The organism is Nocardia sp. CA-135398, assembly GCF_050955845.1.
Taxonomy (GTDB): domain Bacteria; phylum Actinomycetota; class Actinomycetes; order Mycobacteriales; family Mycobacteriaceae; genus Nocardia.
In genome coordinates this window covers 2741951-2760006 of sequence record NZ_CP192084.1, presented here as the reverse complement: position 1 = coordinate 2760006, position 18056 = coordinate 2741951, and the positions used below count along the sequence as shown (strand labels likewise).

Here is an 18056-nt window from a genome sequence, read left to right as displayed (position 1 = left end):
TCGTCGCCTGCCCGTTGCTATGTTGCTAGCGTGGGCGAGTCGCCAGGTACCGGAAAGGTCCTAGGAAGGGTGTGTCGTTTCGAGCGCTCGACGACGCACCGCTGACCTTGCTCGAGGAACCTGCCCGCGCTCATTGATTCAGTCTTTGTCGAATTCTGTTCCACCGTTTGGAGTAACGTCTTTGACCACACCGCATTCCCCCACGTCCGATCCGCACACCGGCACGACCGGAGTTTGCCCGGTTCAGCACGGATCATCGAGCCTTACCGGTGAGCGGATCCCGCTGTACACCCCGGAGTTCGTCGCCGATCCGCACCACGCCTATGACGAGATGCGGCGCAAATACGGCACGCTGGTTCCGATCGAGTTGGCCCCCGGAGTACCGGCCACGCTCGTGATCGGCTACGCGACCGCGGTGCGAATCCTCAACGACCCCACGCACTTCCCCGCCGACCCGCGCACCTGGCAGAAGACCATTCCCGAGGACTGCCCGGTGCGGCCGATGATGGCCTGGCTCCCGGCCGCACGGAACAACGACGGACCTACCCACATCCGCTATCGGGAGCCCTCCATCGCGAGCATCGACGGAATCGATGTGCACGGACTGCCGTCGATCATCGAACAGATCGCCATCCCGCTGATCAACACCTTCTGCAAGGCCGGGAACGCCAATCTGGTTACCCAGTACGCATTTCCGCTCGTCCTCGGCGTGCTCAACCAAATGGTCGGCTGCCCACCCGATATCGGGCAGCGTGTCGCGAACGGCATGGCGGCGCGCTTCGACACGGTCCGCAGCGCTCAGGGCATGGTCATGCTCAAAGAGGCACTACTGGAGCTGATCCAGCTCAAACGCGAACACCCCGGCGACGATGTCACCTCACGGCTGGCCCACCACCCGGCCGCCCTGGACGACATAGAAATCTTCGCCCAGCTGATGAGCTTCTACGGCGCCGGATTCGAAGCGCAGCGCAACCTGATCACCAACGCGCTGTTGCTGATGATCACGGACGACCGGTTCAAGTGCGCCGATGTCCTCGGGCGGAACCTGTCCACGATCACCGCGATCGACGAAGTTCTGTTCAACGACCCACCCATGGCGAACTTCTGCACCACCTACCCGCGCCAGCCGATCATGGTCGACGATATCTGGTTGCCCGCGGACCAACCGGTCGTCATCAGCCTCACCGGCTGCAATAACGACCCACAGATCCGTGGCGACGACGACGCCGACGGACGACGTCTCGGCAATCGCTCACATCTGGCGTGGAGCGCCGGTCCGCACGCCTGCCCGGCCAAAGGCGTTGCGTACCTGACCGTTCAGTACGCCATCGATCAGCTCTTCGACGCACTGCCCGACATCCAGCTCGGGGTGCCCGCGGACCAGCTGATCTGGCGACCCGGTCCGTTCCACCGTGCGATGGCGGCATTCCCGGTCGTCTTCACGCCGTCCGCGCCGATGAAAATCATGTAGGTGTCGGCCGATGCTCGCGGCCGAGATCGTCGGTGGTGCGGCGATCTCGGCCCTGCGCTCGGCGGGGTTCTCAGGGCGGCGGAAATTCCGGGAACGGAGCGGACTTCGGGAAGACGACCGGCAGCGCGGTCAACGCCCGGTGGAACGGTCCGGTGCGCCAGCCGAGTTCGGCTGCCGGTACGGCCAACTCGATCTCGGGCAGGGCATCGAGCAGTTGGTCGATCGCGTCCTGGGCGATCAGATAGGCGGCGTCCTGTGCCGGGCACATGTGCGGTCCGGCGCTGAAGGCCAGGTGTGACCGATTGCCATCGCGCTCGACGCCGTCGACGGCATTGACGGTGGGATCGCTGTTGCATGCCGCCATGCTGATGACCACCGGCTGGTGGGCGGGCAACCACACCCCATTGAGCAGAATCGGTTGCCGGGGATAAGAAAAGCAGTAGTTCGCCAACGGCGGGTCGGTGAACAGCACTTCGTCCAGCGCGTCGCGGGTCGACAGACTACCGCTTTGCATGCCGGCGGCGAAGCGATCGTCGGTCAACATCAGTCGCAATGCGTTGCCGATGAGATGGACCAGCGGCTCGACACCGACCGCGTAATACGTCACCAACTGCTGGATCACCTCCTCATCGGTCAGACCGCTCGGGTGACGCATCAGACGGGTCGTGATGTCGTCACCGGGTGCCTCACGTTTGCGATCGATGTGCTGTCGCAGCGCCTCGTGCAGCATGCGATCGCCCGCACCGATCTCGGCCCCGACATCGAACATTGCGTCCATCGCCGCCGCGATCCGCGCGCCGATATCGGAGTCGACTCCCAGCATGGTGTTCACCGCGGTGAAGACCAGCGGAAAAACGTAGCGCTGCAACACATCAGCCTGGCCGTCGGCACAGAACTCGTTGATCAGCGGGATGGCGATCTGCTCGATCACCGCGTGCATGCCCAGCAGGTCGACGTCGTTGAGCGCCGCGCTGGTCGGCTCGCGATAGCGTTTGTGTTCCTGCCCGTCGGTGCGCAGGGCATTCTCCCGCCGCCGCATCATGGCGAGCACCGGGCACTCGGCCGGGACGTTTCGCTCCCAGGCCCGAGGATCGGCCGGGAAGTGGTCCGGATCGGTCAGAATGCGGATCGCGGTGTAGTAGCCGATCACCAATGTGGCCGGTACGCCCGGGGCGAGATCCACCGGCACCAGCGAACCGTACTTCTTGCGCATCTGCCCATAGGCCCGGTGCGGGTCGGCCGTGAATTCCGGGGTGTACATGACGATGCGCGGCCCGGCCCCGAAGCCCGGTGAGCCGCCTACCGCGGACCGTGATTCGGGCGGGTGATGTGTATGCGTTGCCACAGATGAACTCCGAACTTTTGAAAACTAAAGAACCTTGACAATCGAGCAGACCCAGCACTGGCCTCAGTTACGTCAGAGCAGCGAGCTTTCGGCAGGTTGGTGACAACGAATTACGAACAAACTGCTCGCACGACTTCAGTCGCGCCGATCTGCCCCACGTGGGCAGCCCGTGTGGTGCGGGTCATGAGCCCCCTGCCGGTGCCCATGATCCAAATCCGTTGCCCCAGACCAGTTCTTGAGTGTCCGCCGTCATGATAGCCACCGCCCATGAGACGCGCAGCCCCAACGGCCGTACGAGCAAGCATTCGCCCGGCGTCAGCAGATCAGGGCCCCACGGGCAGGCGTCATTCGGCTCGCCGGTTGCGGCCTACAGCAATCTTGCGGACCACGGTCAGGACAGTAACCACCATGACCGTCACCAGTTCCAACAGGTTCCAGGCGATCTGGTTCTCCGGGGCGGATTCGGCCGCCGCGATCGGTGGTCGGTGCGGGATGGTGGGGGTCGGCGTTTCCGGAGCGATCGCGAGTGCCGGTGCGGCGGCGGTGAATTCCGGTGCCGGTGCGGGTGGAGCGGGTATCGGTGGCGCGGGCGGCGGCGGGCCGAGTTGGAGCGGTATGCCCGGTGCTGCCGGTTCCGGGACCGGGAGTAGGAGCAGACAGGTCAGTAGTGCGCTGCCCGTCATCGCGCTGCCGACCACGACGCTGCCGAGCCCGGATCCGCTCGAACCGACCGAACCGGTGCCGATCAAACCGGATCCGGTTATGCCACTGCCGGTCACGCCGCTGCCGGTCGCCAGTCCGAGCAGTATTGTCGCGCTTCCCATTACGGCGCTGCCGGTGCAGGCGGATTGGACGCTGCCCGGGTCGAGACCGAGGGACTCGCCCGCTCCGGCCGTCGCATCCGCGCGCCCGCTGGCGGGTGGGTCATCGACACCGCTTTCGATGCCTGCCGTGTCGTCCCGTTTCGGATTGCCCGACCTCGCTGTCCCGGCAGCCGCACTGCCGGTGGCGACGCTGGGTTCGAGATCCAAGACGCCGCCATAGGAACCACTCCCGGAATCCGCGGCCGCACTCCCGGTCCCGATTGCGTCGCCAGCGGCACTCCCGGTGGCGATATCACCCATGACCGGCCACTCGGGCGCGGGCGGATCCGCGGCCGCGGGCCCGCCCATGAACAACGGCAGCGCCGTCGCCACCGCCAATCCCACTGCGGCCCTCCGTCTTTGCACAACCGACGCCATAATGCCGATATCCCATCCGTCGCAGCTCCGCGGGTGTCGAGCAGCCCGTCAGGTGATGTGGTCATACCGGGACATGGCGTATTCGAAGGCGTCCTTCGGGACACTGTTTCCGCCGGAGAACGGCCGGTCGAGGTTGTAGATCGCCAGCACCGTCGAGCCGACGACGATACCGAGCAGCGCGGTCATCAGCAGACTGCGCTTGGTGACCTCCACCCCCGACAGCACCGCGGTGCACAACAGCAGGATGGTGCCGAACCACAAGGCCGCGTAGAGGAATACCGGCATCTGGTAACTCGCGTCCATGGCCCGGTCCTGGCGCGCCTCGGCAGCCGCATCGAGGCTGGCCATGGCACTCGTGCGCAGATCCGCGACGTCCGGATCCGTCGTATTCACCGAAGCCACGGCATCGCGCAGGCTGTCGAACGTGTCCTGTGTGGGTTCACTCAGCCGCCGGTCCCCCTGCATGACCGGCCACTCCCGGTTGAGCACCTGATCGGTGTAATCCCGCACCAGGCCCTGGATCTGGCGATGCTCCTGATCCGGCATGGAATGTGCGGTCCAATACGTATCCACCAACGCCTTCGCTTCGGCAATGGTGTGATTGTGCGCGTTGTCGTACTCCTGCCAGCAGATCACCACCACGAAGGCGACCACCGCCAGAAACAGCGTGTTGATCAGTTCCAGTACGAGGGACCCGGCCGCTTCCTCCTCGGTCGACACCCACGAATCCGGTCGCAGTCGATCTCCGATCACGAAGATGGCCACCGCGATGATCGCCGCTAGGACGGGCACGATGAATATCAACAGCATGTGGCGACGCACCTCCCGAAACACACCGACCAGATCCGCGCCGCTGATACTCGCCGAGGGCGACTATCAGCGGCGTCGATCAACCTGTATTCGGTGCGGAGACCCGGATGGATGGTGTCCCAACACATTCCGCGTGTCGCGGGTGGATCTCGATGGGCCGTTCCGTCCAGTTCCTTTGGTGGCGTATACGTAGCCGCGGCCATCGAGTACGGCGCCGATCGCAGCGCTGCGGACGGGATGCGGTGGTCGCGGCTGGCCGTCAGCGGCATTATCCGATGGTCATGCGACACTTCCGATGTCGGATCAGGCGTCGAATTCGATACGTCGGATGGTGCCCATACCGATCAGGGCGAGGACGGCGAGCAGCCCGTGTGCCGACACGAACCACAGTGCGATATCGAACGAGCCGGTCGAGGAAACCAGATAGCCGATGACGATCGGGGTGACGATGCCCGCGATATTGCCGAAGGCATTCATGGTGGAGCTCACGAAGCTGACCGCCTGCGTCGGCGCGATATCGGTGGTGATCGCCCAGCCGAGGGAACCGATGCCCTTACCGAAGAAGGCCACGGTCAAGATCGCCACGATCACGGTGGTGCTGTCGCTGAAGTTGGACAGTGCGATCAGGGTGGCGAGCAACATGCCCGCGGCCGCCGGGATTTTGCGCGCCGCCGTCAGTGATCGACCGCGACGCAACAGGGCATCGGACAGTATCCCGCCCACCAGGCCGCCGATGAAGGCCGCCAATGCTGGCAGTGCGGCGACGAATCCAACGTGCACCAGCGACAGGCCGCGTCCCTTGTTCAGATAGATCGGGAACCAGGTGATGAAGAAATAGGTCAGCGCGTTGACCGCGTACTGGAAGACATAGACGCCCCACAGCGGCCGAGTGGAGAAGACGCGCACGAGCATGCGCCGATCGAGTCGCTTGCGCTGAGTCGCGTTCTCGCCCTTGGTCGTATCGAGGTCGACCAGCGCGCCACCGGCGATGATCGCATCGAGTTCGGCCGGGGTGACGCGGCGGTGTGCGCGCGGCGGATACAGCCAGCGCCACCAGAACACCGCCAAACCGAAGCCGAGCACGCCGAGCAGTGCGAATACCCAGCGCCAACCGAATTGATCGGTGACCCAGGCCATCACCGGGGCGAACATCACCGTCGCGAAATACTGCGCCGAATTGAAAACCGCTGTCGCCCTGCCGCGTTCGGCGGTGGGGAACCACATGGTCGACACCCGCGCATTACCCGGAAATGCCGGTGATTCGAATACACCGAGCAGCAATCGCAAGCCGAATACGATCGACAATGCGATCAGCACCGGGGTGGTGATCAGACCGACCGAGCTGGTCGCCGCGGTGACCAGCGTCCACAATGCCAGGCTCGCCGCATAGACCCGTCGTGCACCGAATCTGTCGAGCAGCATCCCGCCGGGCAATTGCGCGACGACATAGGCCCAACTGAATGCCGAGAAGATGTAGCCGAGTTGGACGGTGGAAAATCCGAGGTCCGCCCGGACCGCGCTGCCGGTGATCGACAGGCTGCTGCGGTCGGCGTAATTGACGGCGGTGATGACGAACAACAGCCCGAGCACCAGATAGCGGGTGGGAATGCGACGAACCGGCCGTTGTTCGGTGGGTATCACCACGGCGCGGGCGCCCCCGCCGGCGGGCATGGTCTCACGTTTCAACATCACTGTCCTCCTGTGACCGGCCGGTGTGCGCCGGATCACCCTGCAATGGGTGTGAAAGGAGGCTAAAGGGCCGAAGCGATACCCGTCGAACACCAATTCGGTATTGAGCGATACTCAAATGAGAGGTTGCCGCTCGGAAACCGCCCAGCCTGATCTGATGCCATTCGAGTATCGGTCGATTTCCAAACAGTGTTGGACCGGCATCGGGCAGCGGACCTAATCTCCAGAGAAATCAGCATTTCCGTTGCCAGGAGGATATCCGTGTCGCAGTTATCCGCTGAGGAATTGGGACCCGCGCTCGGGCGCGGATTGCTCTCGTTCCCGGTCACCCATTTCGACGCCGAACTGAACTTCGACGAGCGGGCCTATCGGGATCACATCGGCTGGTTGTCCCGATACGAGGTCGCCGGCCTGTTCGCGGCCGGTGGGACGGGCGAAGGCTTCGCCCTGACCAGTGCGGAAATCGATCGTGTGGTGCGCGCCGCGGTCGCCGAGACCGCCGGACGGGTACCGGTGATCGCGCCCGCGAGCGCGGGCACCAGGGTGGCGGTGGAACAGGCGCGCACGGCCGAGGCGGCGGGTGCGGACGGAATCCTGCTGCTGCCTCCCTATCTCGTGGAAGCCGCGCCGGACGGCTTGGTCGAACATGTGGCCCAGGTGTGTGCGGCTACCTCGCTCGGGGTGATCTTCTACAGCCGCGCCAATGCCGCCTGTGACGACGTGACCGTGGCCCGGATGGCCGAGCGCAGCCCGAACCTCATCGGCTTCAAGGACGGCGTCGGCAATATCGAGTCGATGACGCGGATCTACGCCAGGATGGGTGACCGGCTGACCTACATCGGCGGCCTGCCCACCGCGGAAACCTTCGCGCTCCCCTACACCGAAATGGGTGTGACCACTTATTCCTCGGCGATCTTCAATTTCGCCCCCGAGTTCGCGCTCGATTTCTATCGTGCGGTCCGCGCCCGTGACCGCGTGACCGTCTACGCGCACCTGCGCGATTTCGTCATTCCGTATCTCGATATCCGCGACCGCCGACCCGGCTACCCGGTATCGATCATCAAGGCCGGTCTCACCGCGGTCGGCAGACCATCGAGCCGGGTCCGTCCGCCGCTCACCGACCTCACCGAGGCAGAACTCGCCGAGCTGACCGCGCTTGTGAAGACGATCGCCTGACCCCGAAGGACCACCACCATGGACTCTCCCATCCTCGACCGGATCACCAGCGTCAAGATCTCTTCGGTCACGGTGCCCCTGCCGACCGGGATCAGCGATGCGAAGGTGCTGACCGGTCGACAGCGGCCTATGACCGAAGTCGCCGTGCTCTTCGCCGAGATCAGCACCGAAGCCGGACTCGAAGGCATCGGCATCGGCTACTCCAAACGCGCGGGCGGACCTGGACAGTTCGCACATGCCCGTGAGATCGCACCCGTTTTGCTGGGCGAGGACCCCAGCGATATCGCCAAGATCTGGGACAAACTGATGTGGGCGGGTGCTTCGGTGGGTCGCAGCGGACTGTCGGTGCAGGCGATCGCCGCTTTCGATGTGGCTTTGTGGGATCTCAAGGCCAAGCGGGCCGGATTGCCGCTGGCGAAACTGCTGGGCGCCCACCGTGATTCGGTGCGCTGCTACAACACCTCCGGCGGATTCCTGCACGCACCCGTCGAAGAGGTTCTCGACCGTGCCACGGCATCGCTGGAACACGGCATCGGCGGCATCAAAATCAAGGTCGGACATCCCGACCATGCGGTGGATCTCGCTCGCCTCACCGCGGTGCGCGAGAAGCTCGGCGACCGGGTGCCGTTGATGGTCGATGCCAACCAGCAGTGGGACCGGCCCACCGCCCGGCGCATGTGCCGAGCCTTCGAACCTTTCGAGTTGGTATGGATCGAAGAGCCCCTCGACGCCTACGATTTCGACGGCCACGCCCAACTCAGCGCCACCTTCGACACCGCCATCGCCACCGGCGAAATGCTCACCAGCGTCGCCGAACACAGCCAACTCATCGCCGCCCGCGGCGCGGATATCGTGCAGCCGGACGCACCGCGCGTCGGCGGCATCACCCAATTCCTGAAGGTGATGGCCCTCGCCGACAGCCAAAACCTGCAACTGGCACCGCATTTCGCCATGGAAATCCACATCCACCTCGCCGCCGCCTACCCCCGAGAGCCCTGGGTCGAACACTTCGAATGGTTCGACCCCCTCTTCAACGAGCGCCTGGAAATCGCCGACGGCCGCATGCACCTGTCATCCCGCCCTGGCCTCGGCGTAACCATCAGCAACCAAGCCCGCGCCTGGACCACCGCCGAACACACCACCCACTCCTGACCACCCCAGCGCGCCGGTCAGATGATCACCATGTGCTGGTCGCGGCATTCGCCGAGAGACCACTCCACCAGCGCATGGTGATCGCCTGTCCACTTCGTCGGGGGGCGTCTACTGCGTCAGTTCCAGTTGTCGATCTTGACGTCGTGCGGGTCGGGGGCGCCTTTTCCGGTCTCCACCAACGCCTTCAGGCTCAGCAGGAAGACCGCCCACTTGGTGCTGCAATGGTGCATGAATTCCACCGGCTCCTTCCAGCCTTCGTGCTTGAAGAGCACCACGGCGTAGTCGTCGACCTGGTCGAGACTCCAGTCCACGCGGGTGCCGACCCACTCCTCGGGGCCTTCGACGACCTCCCAGCGCACCCGCTTGCCCGGGTCGAGCTCGAGGACCTTCATGTCGAATCCACCGGCATCGAAACGGAATTGGAGTACGCCGCCCACGTCATTGCCTTTGCCCTGGGTGTTGGTCGCCCACCAACCGGCCAGTCCCTCGACGGTGGTCAGGGCCGCATAGACCTCGGTTGTCGACGCTTCGATGGCGACTCGGTGCAGGATATCCACCATTTTCGAATCCTCTTTCCAGTGTTGGAATTTCACTTCTGCTGATCTTTTGTGCGCTGAATCGCCTCGGCGATCCGCTTGATGCGCCGGAGCCTGGCGTCCCACGCCGCCCCGACCGAGGACAACTGCGCGATCGCGCGGGCAAGTTGTGCCTCATCCACTCGATACCTCCGCTCCCGCCCCGCGGGCGTGGCGTGCACCAGACCGACGCGGTCGAGTACACCCAGATGTTTCGCGATGGCCTGCCGGGTCACCGGGAGCTGCTCGCTGAGGCTGGTGGCCGTGCCATCCCCGGCCGCCAAGAGCAGGTCGAGCATCCGCCGACGGGTCGGATCCCCGACCGCGGACCACAGGTCGTCGTCGACGGTAGCGGTCACGGGGTCGACACCAGCCGCGCGATGTACTCGCCGAGCTGCGGAACGAACCTGCCCCAACCCTCCACGTGGTCGAGATAGGTCTCCTCCAACTTCGCGGCCTCCCACCCCATTTCGCGGAATCCGGACTCGGTGAGCCGAATCCTGGTGCCCGCGCCCGACGGGGTGAGCTCGAAGGTGACCAGCAGCGAGTCGGCGAGGTCGGTCGATCCTTCCGGGTAGCACCAGCGGAACGAGAACAGCCGTGGCCGCTCGACGGTCACCACGGTGATCGGGGCGACATGCTCCCGATCACCGAAGACCAGCTCACCGACCGCGCCGGGAGTCACCTGGAAATCGGCCGCGTCGGACCACCATTCCGAGATGTGTTCGGGACTGCTGACCACCTCGAAGACCACCTCGGGCGAGGCGTCGACGTGGATCTCGCGTTCGATGCTGCCGTACTCCATATTCTGCCTCCATCTGCAATGTTTGGTTGCACATCACGCTAGTCGACCGCGCCGCATCACGCAACCATTGGTTGCGCATTGGTGCGACCGAGCCGACACAACAGAAACCCGGCAAGTCCATCACGCATGGTCAGCGGGTACGACCCACATGGCAGACCTCGACGCGGCATGCAAGGCGGTCGCCAAGGCCCTGGATATCGCCGCCGATGTAGTCACGGTCGTCAAGATTGCGATGCTTGCCGAATTGACGGCGCTGGCGCTGAGTTACGCCGCCATCATCGCCACCCCCGCAGGCCGTCAACCCCCCCTTGCTGCGCACCGCGGCGCGCTGGAAATGCGATCAGCGCCCTGGCAAGCGTGACATCACCCCGCCCGAGCAGAGTCCGACCACCGATGGTCAAATCCCCTGTGGGGGAAGGGAAGTCGGGGTGTGCCGGTCGGCTATCTCGGTGAGAGCCTGAGCCCACCCGTCGAGGCGATCGGCCGCATCGCGCAGGTCGGCGACGATGGTGTCGAAGTTGTGCCGCAGCACCGCGCTTTCGGGGACCGCGAGAATCCGCCCCGCAGCGGCGACCACCTGTTCGTATTCGGCGACGCCGGTATCGAGGCGGCCGAGCGCGAATTGCATGTTCTCGGTAAGGCCAACGGCGGCAACAGATTTCGAGCGCCCCATGGCGCCGAGTGCTTGTTCCATCGCGGTGATATCGGCGGCCAGCGCATGCAGCGCGGCGGCGCCCGAACCCGCGGTCTCGATCATGTCGGCGAGTTCATCCTCGGGAAGCCGATTCGAACGGGCGATCTGTGTGCCAAGGCCGTGTAACGCCTTTTCCGCGCGAACCAGGCGAGCGATCGGTCCGCGCGCGGAGGACCACGGCGGTGGCTGCTTGCGCGGTATGAAGGCGGCCTGCGGCAGCGGTGCGCCGCGCAATTGGAGGTAGCGGCGGGCGCTCAGTGCGGTACCGGTGACCAGCGCCACGGCTCCCCCACCGACCACCACCACGGCCCATACCGGTGCCGAAAGCACCATCAGCCCAACGGTTCCCGCGGTGGTGAGACCGCCGACTGTGCCCAGTTGGAAGCTGCGGCGGCGGGCCCTGCGGCGCTTACGCAATTCCCGCTCGCGCGGGTCCGCCCAACGTCGCACCGCGACCAGCGCGTGCTCGCCCACCTCGCGCAAACTGTCGGGCAGACTCCCCGGCTGTGGTGCGAGCGCGGCCTGTGCCCGCACGAGCGCGGCGCCGCGACGACGACCGCCCTTACCCGGTTCGCGAGGTCCCTGCGGGCTCATCGGTCTCCTCCAGGCCACGCGTTCGGCGCGACCCGCGGTGGCCGGACAGGCAGGGCCCGAGCATGACCGACGGCCGACCCGCCAGGTACCCGTGCCATGTCTTCCACCGAACCAGTCCTCGCCGAACTGTACTTATTTCGAACGCTGTACCTATTTCGAACGAGGCGCTACTGCTGCGCGGTCTGCCCCTTGTTCATCTGCGGCTGCGGCTGTGCCGGATTCGCCTGCGCCGCAGCCGGATTGATCGCGGTCGCGCCACCGGCGGGCAGTGCATCGCCGCGCATCGAGGCACGGATCTGCTCCAGCTTGCTGTGCCCGGCCATCTGGATGCTGGCCTGCTGCACCTCGAGCATCCGGCCCTGCACCGTATTGCCCGCGAGCTCGGCGGCGCCCAGCGCGTTCGCGTAGCGACGCTCGATCTTCTCGCGCACGGCGTCCAGGCTCGGCGTGGTACCCGGCGCGGACAACGTCGAATCCATCCGCTGCAGCGATGCCGAGACCTGCTCCTGCATCTTGGCCTGCTCCAGCTGGCTGAGCAGCTTGGTGCGCTCGGCGACCTTCTGCTGCAACAGCATCGCGTTCTGCTCGACCGCCTTCTTGGCCTGCGCGGCCGCCTGCAGCGACTGGTCGTGCAGCACCTTGAGATCCTCGACGGACTGCTCGGCGGTCACCAACTGCGCGGCGAATGCCTCGGCGGCATTGGTGTACTGGATCGCCTTCTCGGTGTCACCGGCCGCGGCGGCCTGATCGGCGAGCATGACCGCCTGGCGCGCATTGGCATTGAGCTTCTCGACATCGTCGAGCTGACGGTTCAGCTTCATCTCCAGCTGACGCTGGTTGCCGATGACCGATGCGGCCTGCTGCGAGAGGGCCTGATGCTGGCGCTGAGCTTCCTCGATAGCCTGCTGAATCTGGACCTTCGGATCCGCATGCTCTTCGATCTTCGAATCGAAGAGGGCCATCATGTACTTCCAGGCCTTGACGAACGGATTAGCCATCGATTGATCCCGCCTCCATAAGATGCGCCGCGCTTTACCGCGACTCTAGTGCGCGACCGTCACGCACCCGATATGTGCCTATCCTCCACCATCTGGCACCCGGGCCGGGCGAACCCGGCCCAACTGACGCCTAGTACAGAATCTATCCGCTTTCGGCACTGGTTCGCAGTGTCGGCCGCGGAGGCTACCTCTCGTCTATCGATCAGTTGCTCTTCACCAGAACCAGCATGTCCGCCTTGGGCGCCGGAATGACGATCCGGGTCTCCTCGGCGATGTGCGGCCGGGCACCGGCCACCGACATCGTGGCGGTCGCGGGCTCCGGCGCGGCCTCGGCGGGTTCGGCCGCGGCGGTCCGCTCCGCCTCTGGTGCGTCGGCGGCCTTGGCGGGCGCATCGGCAGGCAGGCCGTCGGCACCGGCCATGATCGTGCTCACATCCCAGAGCACCCGCGACAGCGGCACATCCAGGGCCGCGCAGATGGCGGCGAGCAGTTCGCTGGATGCCTCTTTGCGACCCCGCTCGACCTCCGACAGATATCCCAGGCTCACGCGCGCCGAGGTGGAGACCTCACGCAAGGTCCGGCTCTGGGCGAGACGAGCACGCCGCAGACTGTCCCCGATCGCCTCTCGCAGCAGCGTCATGTCGTTCTCCTTAGCTCCCAGTAACCGGGCCCGCATGCGCCTACCAGCGCTGCGCACGCCGTCCTTTCTGGCACAACGTCGAACAGGGGCCGGTTGGTTCCCACGGTGCAAACCAGATGCCGAAGCACCCAGCCAGCTGACCCTTTCGAGCGACCGGCAAGCAGTCGCTAACGGTCGCCTCCCACGATACGACGCAACTCCCGTACCGCGCTGTGCGTAGCGCCGATTCGGATCGCCCACCGGTCACCGTCCAGTTTCAGCCGCATGACCTCGGTATGCCCCGGCCCGGCCAGTCCAAGGAAGACCGTCCCGACGGCATGCCCACCCTGGGATTCGGGTCCGGCGACGCCGGTCAATCCGATGCCCCAGTCCGCGCCGCAGCGCAACCGCGCACCGACGGCCAACTCTTCGGCCGTGCTCGCGGCCACCGGCCCTTCGGTGGCGAGCACTTCGACACTGACACCGGCGAGGCTGTGTTTGAGTTCCGTCGCGTAGACGACCAGCCCGCCGCGCAGCACCGCACTGGCACCAGGCACCCCGGCGATGGTCGCCGCGAGCAGGCCCGCGGTCAGCGATTCCGCGGTCGCCACGGTCTGCCGGGCAGCACCGAGCTCGCGCACCAATTCGACGACGGGCGCTCCGGCTGTCAACGGATCGGTCATGCGCCGCGCGCCCGGCCCGGACCTCCCGCGAGCCACACCCGCGCCGCCTGCCCCACATAGTCCAGGCCGGTGATGACCGTCAGCGCGACGGCCACATACATCAGTGCCATACCGGCGGTGGCGAAACCGCCGTGCAGCGGCAACAGCAGAACCGCGATGGCGACGGACTGCACCAGCGTCTTCAACTTGCCGCCGCGTCCGGCCGGAATCACCCCGCGCCGCACCACCACCAGCCGCAGCAGCGTGATCCCGATCTCGCGTCCGCAGATGACCAGGGTGATCCACCACGCAAGATCACCGAGCACGGAAAGTCCGATCACCGCCGAACCGATCAGCGCCTTATCCGCGATCGGATCGGCGAGTTTGCCGAAATCGGTGACCAGGCCGTATTTGCGCGCCAATTGCCCGTCGAAGCGATCGGTGATCGCGGCGACGCCGAACAGCGCGGCGGCCGCGATCCGCCAGCCGGTCTGGTGGCCGCCGTCCGCGAAAAGCGCGAGCACGAACAGCGGCACCAGCGCGATGCGCAGCATGGTCAGCACATTCGCGATATTCATGAGCGGGACGACGGGATCGGCCTGGGCGGGCGGGAATCCGGTACGGACCGCGGGTTCGCCCCAGCGTCGATCGATCTCTTCGGGCTGCACGCTCACGCCTCCGCCTCGCTGGCGCTCGGCTCCGGCGCGTGCGTGCACGGCTGTGACATGGTTCGCTCGCTGCGCTCCCTCACGGCCTCCGCCTCGCTGGCGCTCGGCTCCGGCGCGCAGGCCACACCCACCGCTACGAGGCTCGGACGCATGCCGACGCGATGCGGTGAGCGGAGCGGGTGGATGTGCGGCACACGTTCAGAGTATCGGTAACCTGGCCGACTACTGTGCACCCCATGACCTCTCGGGGACCACTTGGTGGTTCGACTAGCGACGCGTATCCGGACGCGGCTGCGGCCGCGCACAAATCCGTACCCCTGGTGCGACGCGCCCGAACCTCCGATGTGCCCCAGATCAAGGCCCTCGTCGATGAATACGCCGGTCGGATTCTGCTGGAGAAGAACCTGGTCACGCTCTACGAGGCGGTGCAGGAATTCTGGGTCGCCGAACTCGACGGCCGGGTGGTCGGCTGCGGTGCGCTGCATGTGCTGTGGGCCGATCTGGGCGAGGTGCGCACCGTCGCGGTGCATCCCGATGTCAAGGGGCATGGTGTCGGGCGGCTCATCGTCGACCGGCTGGTCGCGGTGGCCAGGGAGCTCGAGCTGGGACGGCTGTTCGTCCTCACCTTCGAGGTGGAATTCTTCGGCAGGCACGGGTTCGTGGAAATCGACGGGACACCGGTGACCGCCGAGGTGTACGCGGAGATGTGCCGGACCTTCGATCCCGGTGTCGCGGAATTCCTCGACCTCAGCTATGTGAAACCGAACACCCTCGGCAATACTCGAATGCTGCTGAACCTCTGACCAGAACGGATCGATCGTGCCCATCTTCGCCGTGCACTACACCTATTCCGACGCCACCGTCGAGGCGCGCGACACCTTCCGCCCGGAACATCGGGCCTGGCTCAACGGTCTGATCGATGCGGGCGCCCTGCTGACCAGCGGTCCCTACCCGGACGGTTCCGGCGCCCTGCTGCTGTTCCAGGTCGCGGACGAGGCGGCCATCAAGGAACTGCTGCCGCAGGACCCGTTCGCCCGCGAGAACCTCATCGACGACGTGCGCGCGGTCGAGTGGCTCCCGGTGATGGGCGCATTCGCTTCCTGACCGATTCGGCTGCCCGCCGCGTGTCACCGCTCGACACTCGACGGTCAGCAAACTTACGGCGACACGCCGTGCCAGGTGCGAGCGAATCCGAGCCCGCCGACGCAGACTCCCCCGTATGCGCATATCCGTCGCGATTTTCGCGTCGATGTCGGTCGCCGGCCTCGCGCTCACCACCTGCTCGACGGCCACCGATTTCGACAACTCGGCAAACTTGGCTGCCGGGGATCGTCCCCTGCTACGACCGGGTGTGGTCGACGAGTCGAAATACCGCGCCGCCGACGGCTACTACTTCCGGACCGCGGATGGCGGCATCGCGTGCGGCTTCCTCGATGAGCCGTTCGGACAGCCGAAACGACCGGTCGGCTGCCAGGGCACGACCCAACCAACCCCGCCGACGATGCAGGCCTGCTGGAGCAGCGACCCGAGCGCGGCTGCCCTCGCGGTAGGCGAGAGCGCCGGATATCTCTGCGTGAACCGGGGGTTCTTCGTCGGAACCACAGCCGGGGCCGACGCCGACGGGCCGGTGCTGCCGGTCGGGTCGAGCCTGAGTGTGTCCGGCTTCACCTGTCTGGCCCAGCCCGTCGGGGTGACCTGCCGCAATGACGCGACCGGGCGCGGCTTCGAGATCGCGCCCGAATACAACCGGGTGTTCTAATCGCCGATCCGGCTCTCGGCGGTCCGGGCCGCGCCACAGGTTTTGAGCAGGCTCGCCACGGTCGCGATGAGCAGAATCCCGATGATCACGCCCAGCGAGACCGGCGTGGAAATCTCCGGCACCTCGATGTGCCGACCACCGTTGACGAAGGGCAGGGTGTTCTCGTGCAATGCGTGCAGCACCAGTTTGACGCCGATGAACGCGAGAATCGCCGAAAGGCCATAGGACAGGTAGACCAGGCGATCCAGCAGGCCGCCGATGAGGAAGTACAGCTGCCGTAAACCCATGAGCGCGAACGCGTTCGCGGTGAACACGATGTAGGGCTGCTCGGTCAGACCGTAGATGGCGGGGATGGAGTCCAGCGCGAACAGCAGATCCGCGAAGCCGATCGCCAACAGCGCCAACAACAATGGGGTGACCGCGCGCCGACCGTCGATTCGAGTGAGCAGTTTGTCGCCGTCGTATTCGTCGGTGGTCGGGAGCACCCGTTTGGCCAGCGCCACGATCCGACTGTCGCGCTTCTCCTCCTGCTCGACCTCGTGTCCGCTCTCGCGCAGCAGCTTCACGGCCGTATAGACCAGGAACAACCCGAACAGATAGAACACCCAGCTGAACGCGCTGATCGCGGCCGCGCCGACGGCGATGAACACACCGCGCATGACCAGCGCCAGCACAATGCCGATCAGCAGCACCTTCTGCTGGTAGATCCGCGGTACCGCGAAGGTCGACATGATGATGACGAAGATGAACAGGTTGTCCACCGAGAGCGCCTTCTCGGTGACGAAGCCCGCGTAGTACTCGCCCGAGAAGGTCGAGCCCCACTTCAAGGCGACGAAACCACCGAATACCAGGGCCAGTCCGATGTAGATCGCCGACCAGATGCCGGATTCCTTGAACGTCGGATCGTGTGGCGTGCGGACATGGGCGTAGAAGTCGAAGACGAACAGACCCAGGATCACCGCGATCGTCAGGGTCCACTCGAGTGCGGTTACGTGCATGCGGGCTCCGGTCCCCAAACGTCTGTCATGACAACAATCATGCCCGATTTGTCCGTTCTGTCGAGCTAGCCGAGGAGTTGCTGACTATAATTTCACATACGGGTCCGGCGGCCGCCACGTCGCTCTCGCGAGCATGACCGACGACTACCTCATTCTGAACAAGGCGAAATGGGACGAGCGCTGGACGAATCTCACACCGACCACCCGACTTTCGGCTATCCCTACTTCGAAATGCCTGAGCCCATGGTGCTTTCGTCCGGAACGACTTATGTCGAGACCGATACGGAATTCACGCAGATCGCGACGACGAGTGGAACCACGGACTCGGTGACGTGGTGACCGCACTTCTCGAGCACGGCATGGCGATCACCGGACTGGTGGAACACCGCAGCGTTCCCCTGGGAGGCATTGCCTGGGCAGGTGACGCGCGAGGCGAATGGCGAATGGCGACTCAGCGACCATCCCGAACGCCTTCCGCTGACTTACACACTGCAGGCACGGCCGACAACTCGCCGGTGGGGAATAAATGGGTTCCTCATCGCGTCTTCCGGTGTTAGCGTTGTCTGCAACGTAATCGATCGGTTATCGGAACCACGAAAGGCAAAGGCAATGACCAGCACCCAGGACCAGGGACTACGCTCCCTCGCCGGTGCCTGGCAATTGCGTTCCGGCACCCATCGGCCGATGTCGCAGCTGCGCCTGAACTGGCTATTGATGTCGCAGCTGGGACAGGCGAGTATCCGGAGCCGCCCCTGAGGTCTCGATTCGAGAAGGCCTGAACAGGGGCCGCTCCAGGCGAA

At 65.3% G+C, this 18056-nt stretch carries 21 protein-coding genes; 8 read left to right on the top strand and 13 right to left on the bottom strand.

Features of this window, described 5'->3' with window-relative positions:
• The first annotated feature begins 181 nt into the window (after positions 1-181).
• Positions 182-1471 carry a cytochrome P450 gene (locus ACQP1T_RS12315; RefSeq protein WP_433760069.1) on the top strand — a complete coding sequence of 430 codons (1290 nt, stop codon included), beginning with the start codon at positions 182-184 and terminating at the stop codon, positions 1469-1471.
• 70 nt (positions 1472-1541) lie between these two features.
• Here ACQP1T_RS12315 and ACQP1T_RS12310 read toward each other — a convergent pair whose 3' ends face one another.
• The 4 genes from ACQP1T_RS12310 to ACQP1T_RS12295 all read right to left on the bottom strand — a co-directional run bounded on the left by ACQP1T_RS12310 (position 1542) and on the right by ACQP1T_RS12295 (position 6556).
• Positions 1542-2816 carry a cytochrome P450 gene (locus ACQP1T_RS12310; protein ID WP_433760068.1) on the bottom strand — a complete coding sequence of 425 codons (1275 nt, stop codon included), beginning with the start codon at positions 2814-2816 and terminating at the stop codon, positions 1542-1544.
• A 344-nt stretch (positions 2817-3160) separates the two neighbouring features.
• A complete protein-coding gene (locus ACQP1T_RS12305; RefSeq protein ID WP_433760066.1) occupies positions 3161-4024 on the bottom strand; it encodes a hypothetical protein in 864 nt (287 codons plus the stop codon).
• Between the two features lie 81 nt (positions 4025-4105).
• On the bottom strand, positions 4106-4867 hold the full coding sequence (locus ACQP1T_RS12300) for a DUF4239 domain-containing protein (RefSeq protein WP_433760063.1): 762 nt from the start codon (positions 4865-4867) through the stop codon (positions 4106-4108).
• Between the two features lie 303 nt (positions 4868-5170).
• On the bottom strand, positions 5171-6556 hold the full coding sequence (locus ACQP1T_RS12295; protein ID WP_433760062.1) for an MFS transporter: 1386 nt from the start codon (positions 6554-6556) through the stop codon (positions 5171-5173).
• 261 nt (positions 6557-6817) lie between these two features.
• On the opposite strand from ACQP1T_RS12295, the gene kdgD reads away from it, so the two are divergent.
• Entirely contained in the window at positions 6818-7732 is a 915-nt protein-coding gene (gene kdgD, locus ACQP1T_RS12290; protein ID WP_433760059.1) for a 5-dehydro-4-deoxyglucarate dehydratase, read from the top strand.
• 18 nt (positions 7733-7750) lie between these two features.
• Positions 7751-8884: an L-talarate/galactarate dehydratase gene (locus ACQP1T_RS12285; protein WP_433760058.1), complete on the top strand. Its 1134-nt coding sequence runs from the start codon at positions 7751-7753 to the stop codon at positions 8882-8884.
• Positions 8885-9000: 116 nt separating this feature from the next.
• On the opposite strand, the gene ACQP1T_RS12280 is transcribed toward ACQP1T_RS12285, so the two are convergent.
• The 3 genes from ACQP1T_RS12280 to ACQP1T_RS12270 are packed head-to-tail and all read right to left on the bottom strand — an operon-like array spanning position 9001 to position 10264.
• Positions 9001-9444, bottom strand: coding sequence for an SRPBCC family protein (locus tag ACQP1T_RS12280; protein ID WP_433760057.1), 444 nt, complete (start codon positions 9442-9444; stop codon positions 9001-9003).
• 29 nt (positions 9445-9473) lie between these two features.
• Positions 9474-9818, bottom strand: coding sequence for an ArsR/SmtB family transcription factor (locus ACQP1T_RS12275; protein WP_433760056.1), 345 nt, complete (start codon positions 9816-9818; stop codon positions 9474-9476).
• Positions 9815-10264: an SRPBCC family protein gene (locus ACQP1T_RS12270; protein WP_062991155.1), complete on the bottom strand. Its 450-nt coding sequence runs from the start codon at positions 10262-10264 to the stop codon at positions 9815-9817. Before ACQP1T_RS12270 ends, ACQP1T_RS12275 begins: the two co-directional genes overlap by 4 nt.
• Positions 10265-10412: 148 nt before the next feature.
• On the opposite strand from ACQP1T_RS12270, the gene ACQP1T_RS12265 reads away from it, so the two are divergent.
• Positions 10413-10625 carry a hypothetical protein gene (locus tag ACQP1T_RS12265; protein ID WP_433760055.1) on the top strand — a complete coding sequence of 71 codons (213 nt, stop codon included), beginning with the start codon at positions 10413-10415 and terminating at the stop codon, positions 10623-10625.
• Positions 10626-10661: 36 nt separating this feature from the next.
• On the opposite strand, the gene pspM is transcribed toward ACQP1T_RS12265, so the two are convergent.
• The 5 genes from pspM to pgsA all read right to left on the bottom strand — a co-directional run bounded on the left by pspM (position 10662) and on the right by pgsA (position 14505).
• Positions 10662-11552 (bottom strand): phage shock envelope stress response protein PspM, encoded by an 891-nt coding sequence (pspM, locus tag ACQP1T_RS12260; protein WP_433760054.1) that lies wholly within the window; start codon positions 11550-11552, stop codon positions 10662-10664.
• Between the two features lie 167 nt (positions 11553-11719).
• Positions 11720-12550 carry a phage shock protein PspA gene (pspA, locus tag ACQP1T_RS12255; protein ID WP_433760053.1) on the bottom strand — a complete coding sequence of 277 codons (831 nt, stop codon included), beginning with the start codon at positions 12548-12550 and terminating at the stop codon, positions 11720-11722.
• Positions 12551-12752: 202 nt separating this feature from the next.
• Complete coding sequence (locus ACQP1T_RS12250; RefSeq protein WP_433760051.1) at positions 12753-13190, bottom strand: helix-turn-helix domain-containing protein; 438 nt, start codon at positions 13188-13190, stop codon at positions 12753-12755.
• A gap of 167 nt (positions 13191-13357) precedes the next feature.
• Positions 13358-13852: a CinA family protein gene (locus ACQP1T_RS12245; RefSeq protein ID WP_433760050.1), complete on the bottom strand. Its 495-nt coding sequence runs from the start codon at positions 13850-13852 to the stop codon at positions 13358-13360.
• Entirely contained in the window at positions 13849-14505 is a 657-nt protein-coding gene (pgsA, locus tag ACQP1T_RS12240) for a CDP-diacylglycerol--glycerol-3-phosphate 3-phosphatidyltransferase (protein WP_433760049.1), read from the bottom strand. Before pgsA ends, ACQP1T_RS12245 begins: the two co-directional genes overlap by 4 nt.
• Before the next feature lie 230 nt (positions 14506-14735).
• On the opposite strand from pgsA, the gene ACQP1T_RS12235 reads away from it, so the two are divergent.
• From ACQP1T_RS12235 to ACQP1T_RS12225, 3 genes are all read left to right on the top strand, one after another.
• Complete coding sequence (locus ACQP1T_RS12235; RefSeq protein ID WP_433760048.1) at positions 14736-15302, top strand: amino-acid N-acetyltransferase; 567 nt, start codon at positions 14736-14738, stop codon at positions 15300-15302.
• Between the two features lie 16 nt (positions 15303-15318).
• The gene (locus ACQP1T_RS12230; RefSeq protein ID WP_433760047.1) at positions 15319-15603 is read left to right on the top strand and encodes a YciI family protein; all 285 of its coding nucleotides are present in this window, start codon (positions 15319-15321) and stop codon (positions 15601-15603) included.
• 115 nt (positions 15604-15718) lie between these two features.
• Positions 15719-16258, top strand: coding sequence for a hypothetical protein (locus tag ACQP1T_RS12225; protein WP_433760045.1), 540 nt, complete (start codon positions 15719-15721; stop codon positions 16256-16258).
• Here the strand turns inward: ACQP1T_RS12225 and ACQP1T_RS12220 are convergent.
• Entirely contained in the window at positions 16255-17256 is a 1002-nt protein-coding gene (locus ACQP1T_RS12220) for a TerC family protein (RefSeq protein ID WP_433760044.1), read from the bottom strand. The genes ACQP1T_RS12225 and ACQP1T_RS12220 overlap by 4 nt on opposite strands.
• A 609-nt stretch (positions 17257-17865) precedes the next feature.
• Between ACQP1T_RS12220 and ACQP1T_RS12215 the strand changes: the two genes are divergently transcribed.
• Positions 17866-18012, top strand: coding sequence for a hypothetical protein (locus ACQP1T_RS12215; protein ID WP_433760043.1), 147 nt, complete (start codon positions 17866-17868; stop codon positions 18010-18012).
• Positions 18013-18056 lie beyond the last annotated feature (44 nt).

Coding starts and splice junctions, on each gene's coding strand:
- ACQP1T_RS12300 (WP_433760063.1), bottom strand. CDS start 4,867: ATGCTGTTGATATTCATCGTGCCCGTCCTAGCGGCGATCATCGCGGTG.
- ACQP1T_RS12295 (WP_433760062.1), bottom strand. CDS start 6,556: ATGTTGAAACGTGAGACCATGCCCGCCGGCGGGGGCGCCCGCGCCGTG.
- ACQP1T_RS12285 (WP_433760058.1), top strand. CDS start 7,751: ATGGACTCTCCCATCCTCGACCGGATCACCAGCGTCAAGATCTCTTCG.
- ACQP1T_RS12280 (WP_433760057.1), bottom strand. CDS start 9,444: ATGGTGGATATCCTGCACCGAGTCGCCATCGAAGCGTCGACAACCGAG.
- ACQP1T_RS12270 (WP_062991155.1), bottom strand. CDS start 10,264: ATGGAGTACGGCAGCATCGAACGCGAGATCCACGTCGACGCCTCGCCC.
- ACQP1T_RS12265 (WP_433760055.1), top strand. CDS start 10,413: ATGGCAGACCTCGACGCGGCATGCAAGGCGGTCGCCAAGGCCCTGGAT.
- pspM (WP_433760054.1), bottom strand. CDS start 11,552: ATGAGCCCGCAGGGACCTCGCGAACCGGGTAAGGGCGGTCGTCGTCGC.
- pspA (WP_433760053.1), bottom strand. CDS start 12,550: ATGGCTAATCCGTTCGTCAAGGCCTGGAAGTACATGATGGCCCTCTTC.
- ACQP1T_RS12250 (WP_433760051.1), bottom strand. CDS start 13,190: ATGACGCTGCTGCGAGAGGCGATCGGGGACAGTCTGCGGCGTGCTCGT.
- ACQP1T_RS12245 (WP_433760050.1), bottom strand. CDS start 13,852: ATGACCGATCCGTTGACAGCCGGAGCGCCCGTCGTCGAATTGGTGCGC.
- ACQP1T_RS12235 (WP_433760048.1), top strand. CDS start 14,736: ATGACCTCTCGGGGACCACTTGGTGGTTCGACTAGCGACGCGTATCCG.
- ACQP1T_RS12225 (WP_433760045.1), top strand. CDS start 15,719: ATGCGCATATCCGTCGCGATTTTCGCGTCGATGTCGGTCGCCGGCCTC.
- ACQP1T_RS12220 (WP_433760044.1), bottom strand. CDS start 17,256: ATGCACGTAACCGCACTCGAGTGGACCCTGACGATCGCGGTGATCCTG.
- ACQP1T_RS12215 (WP_433760043.1), top strand. CDS start 17,866: ATGACCAGCACCCAGGACCAGGGACTACGCTCCCTCGCCGGTGCCTGG.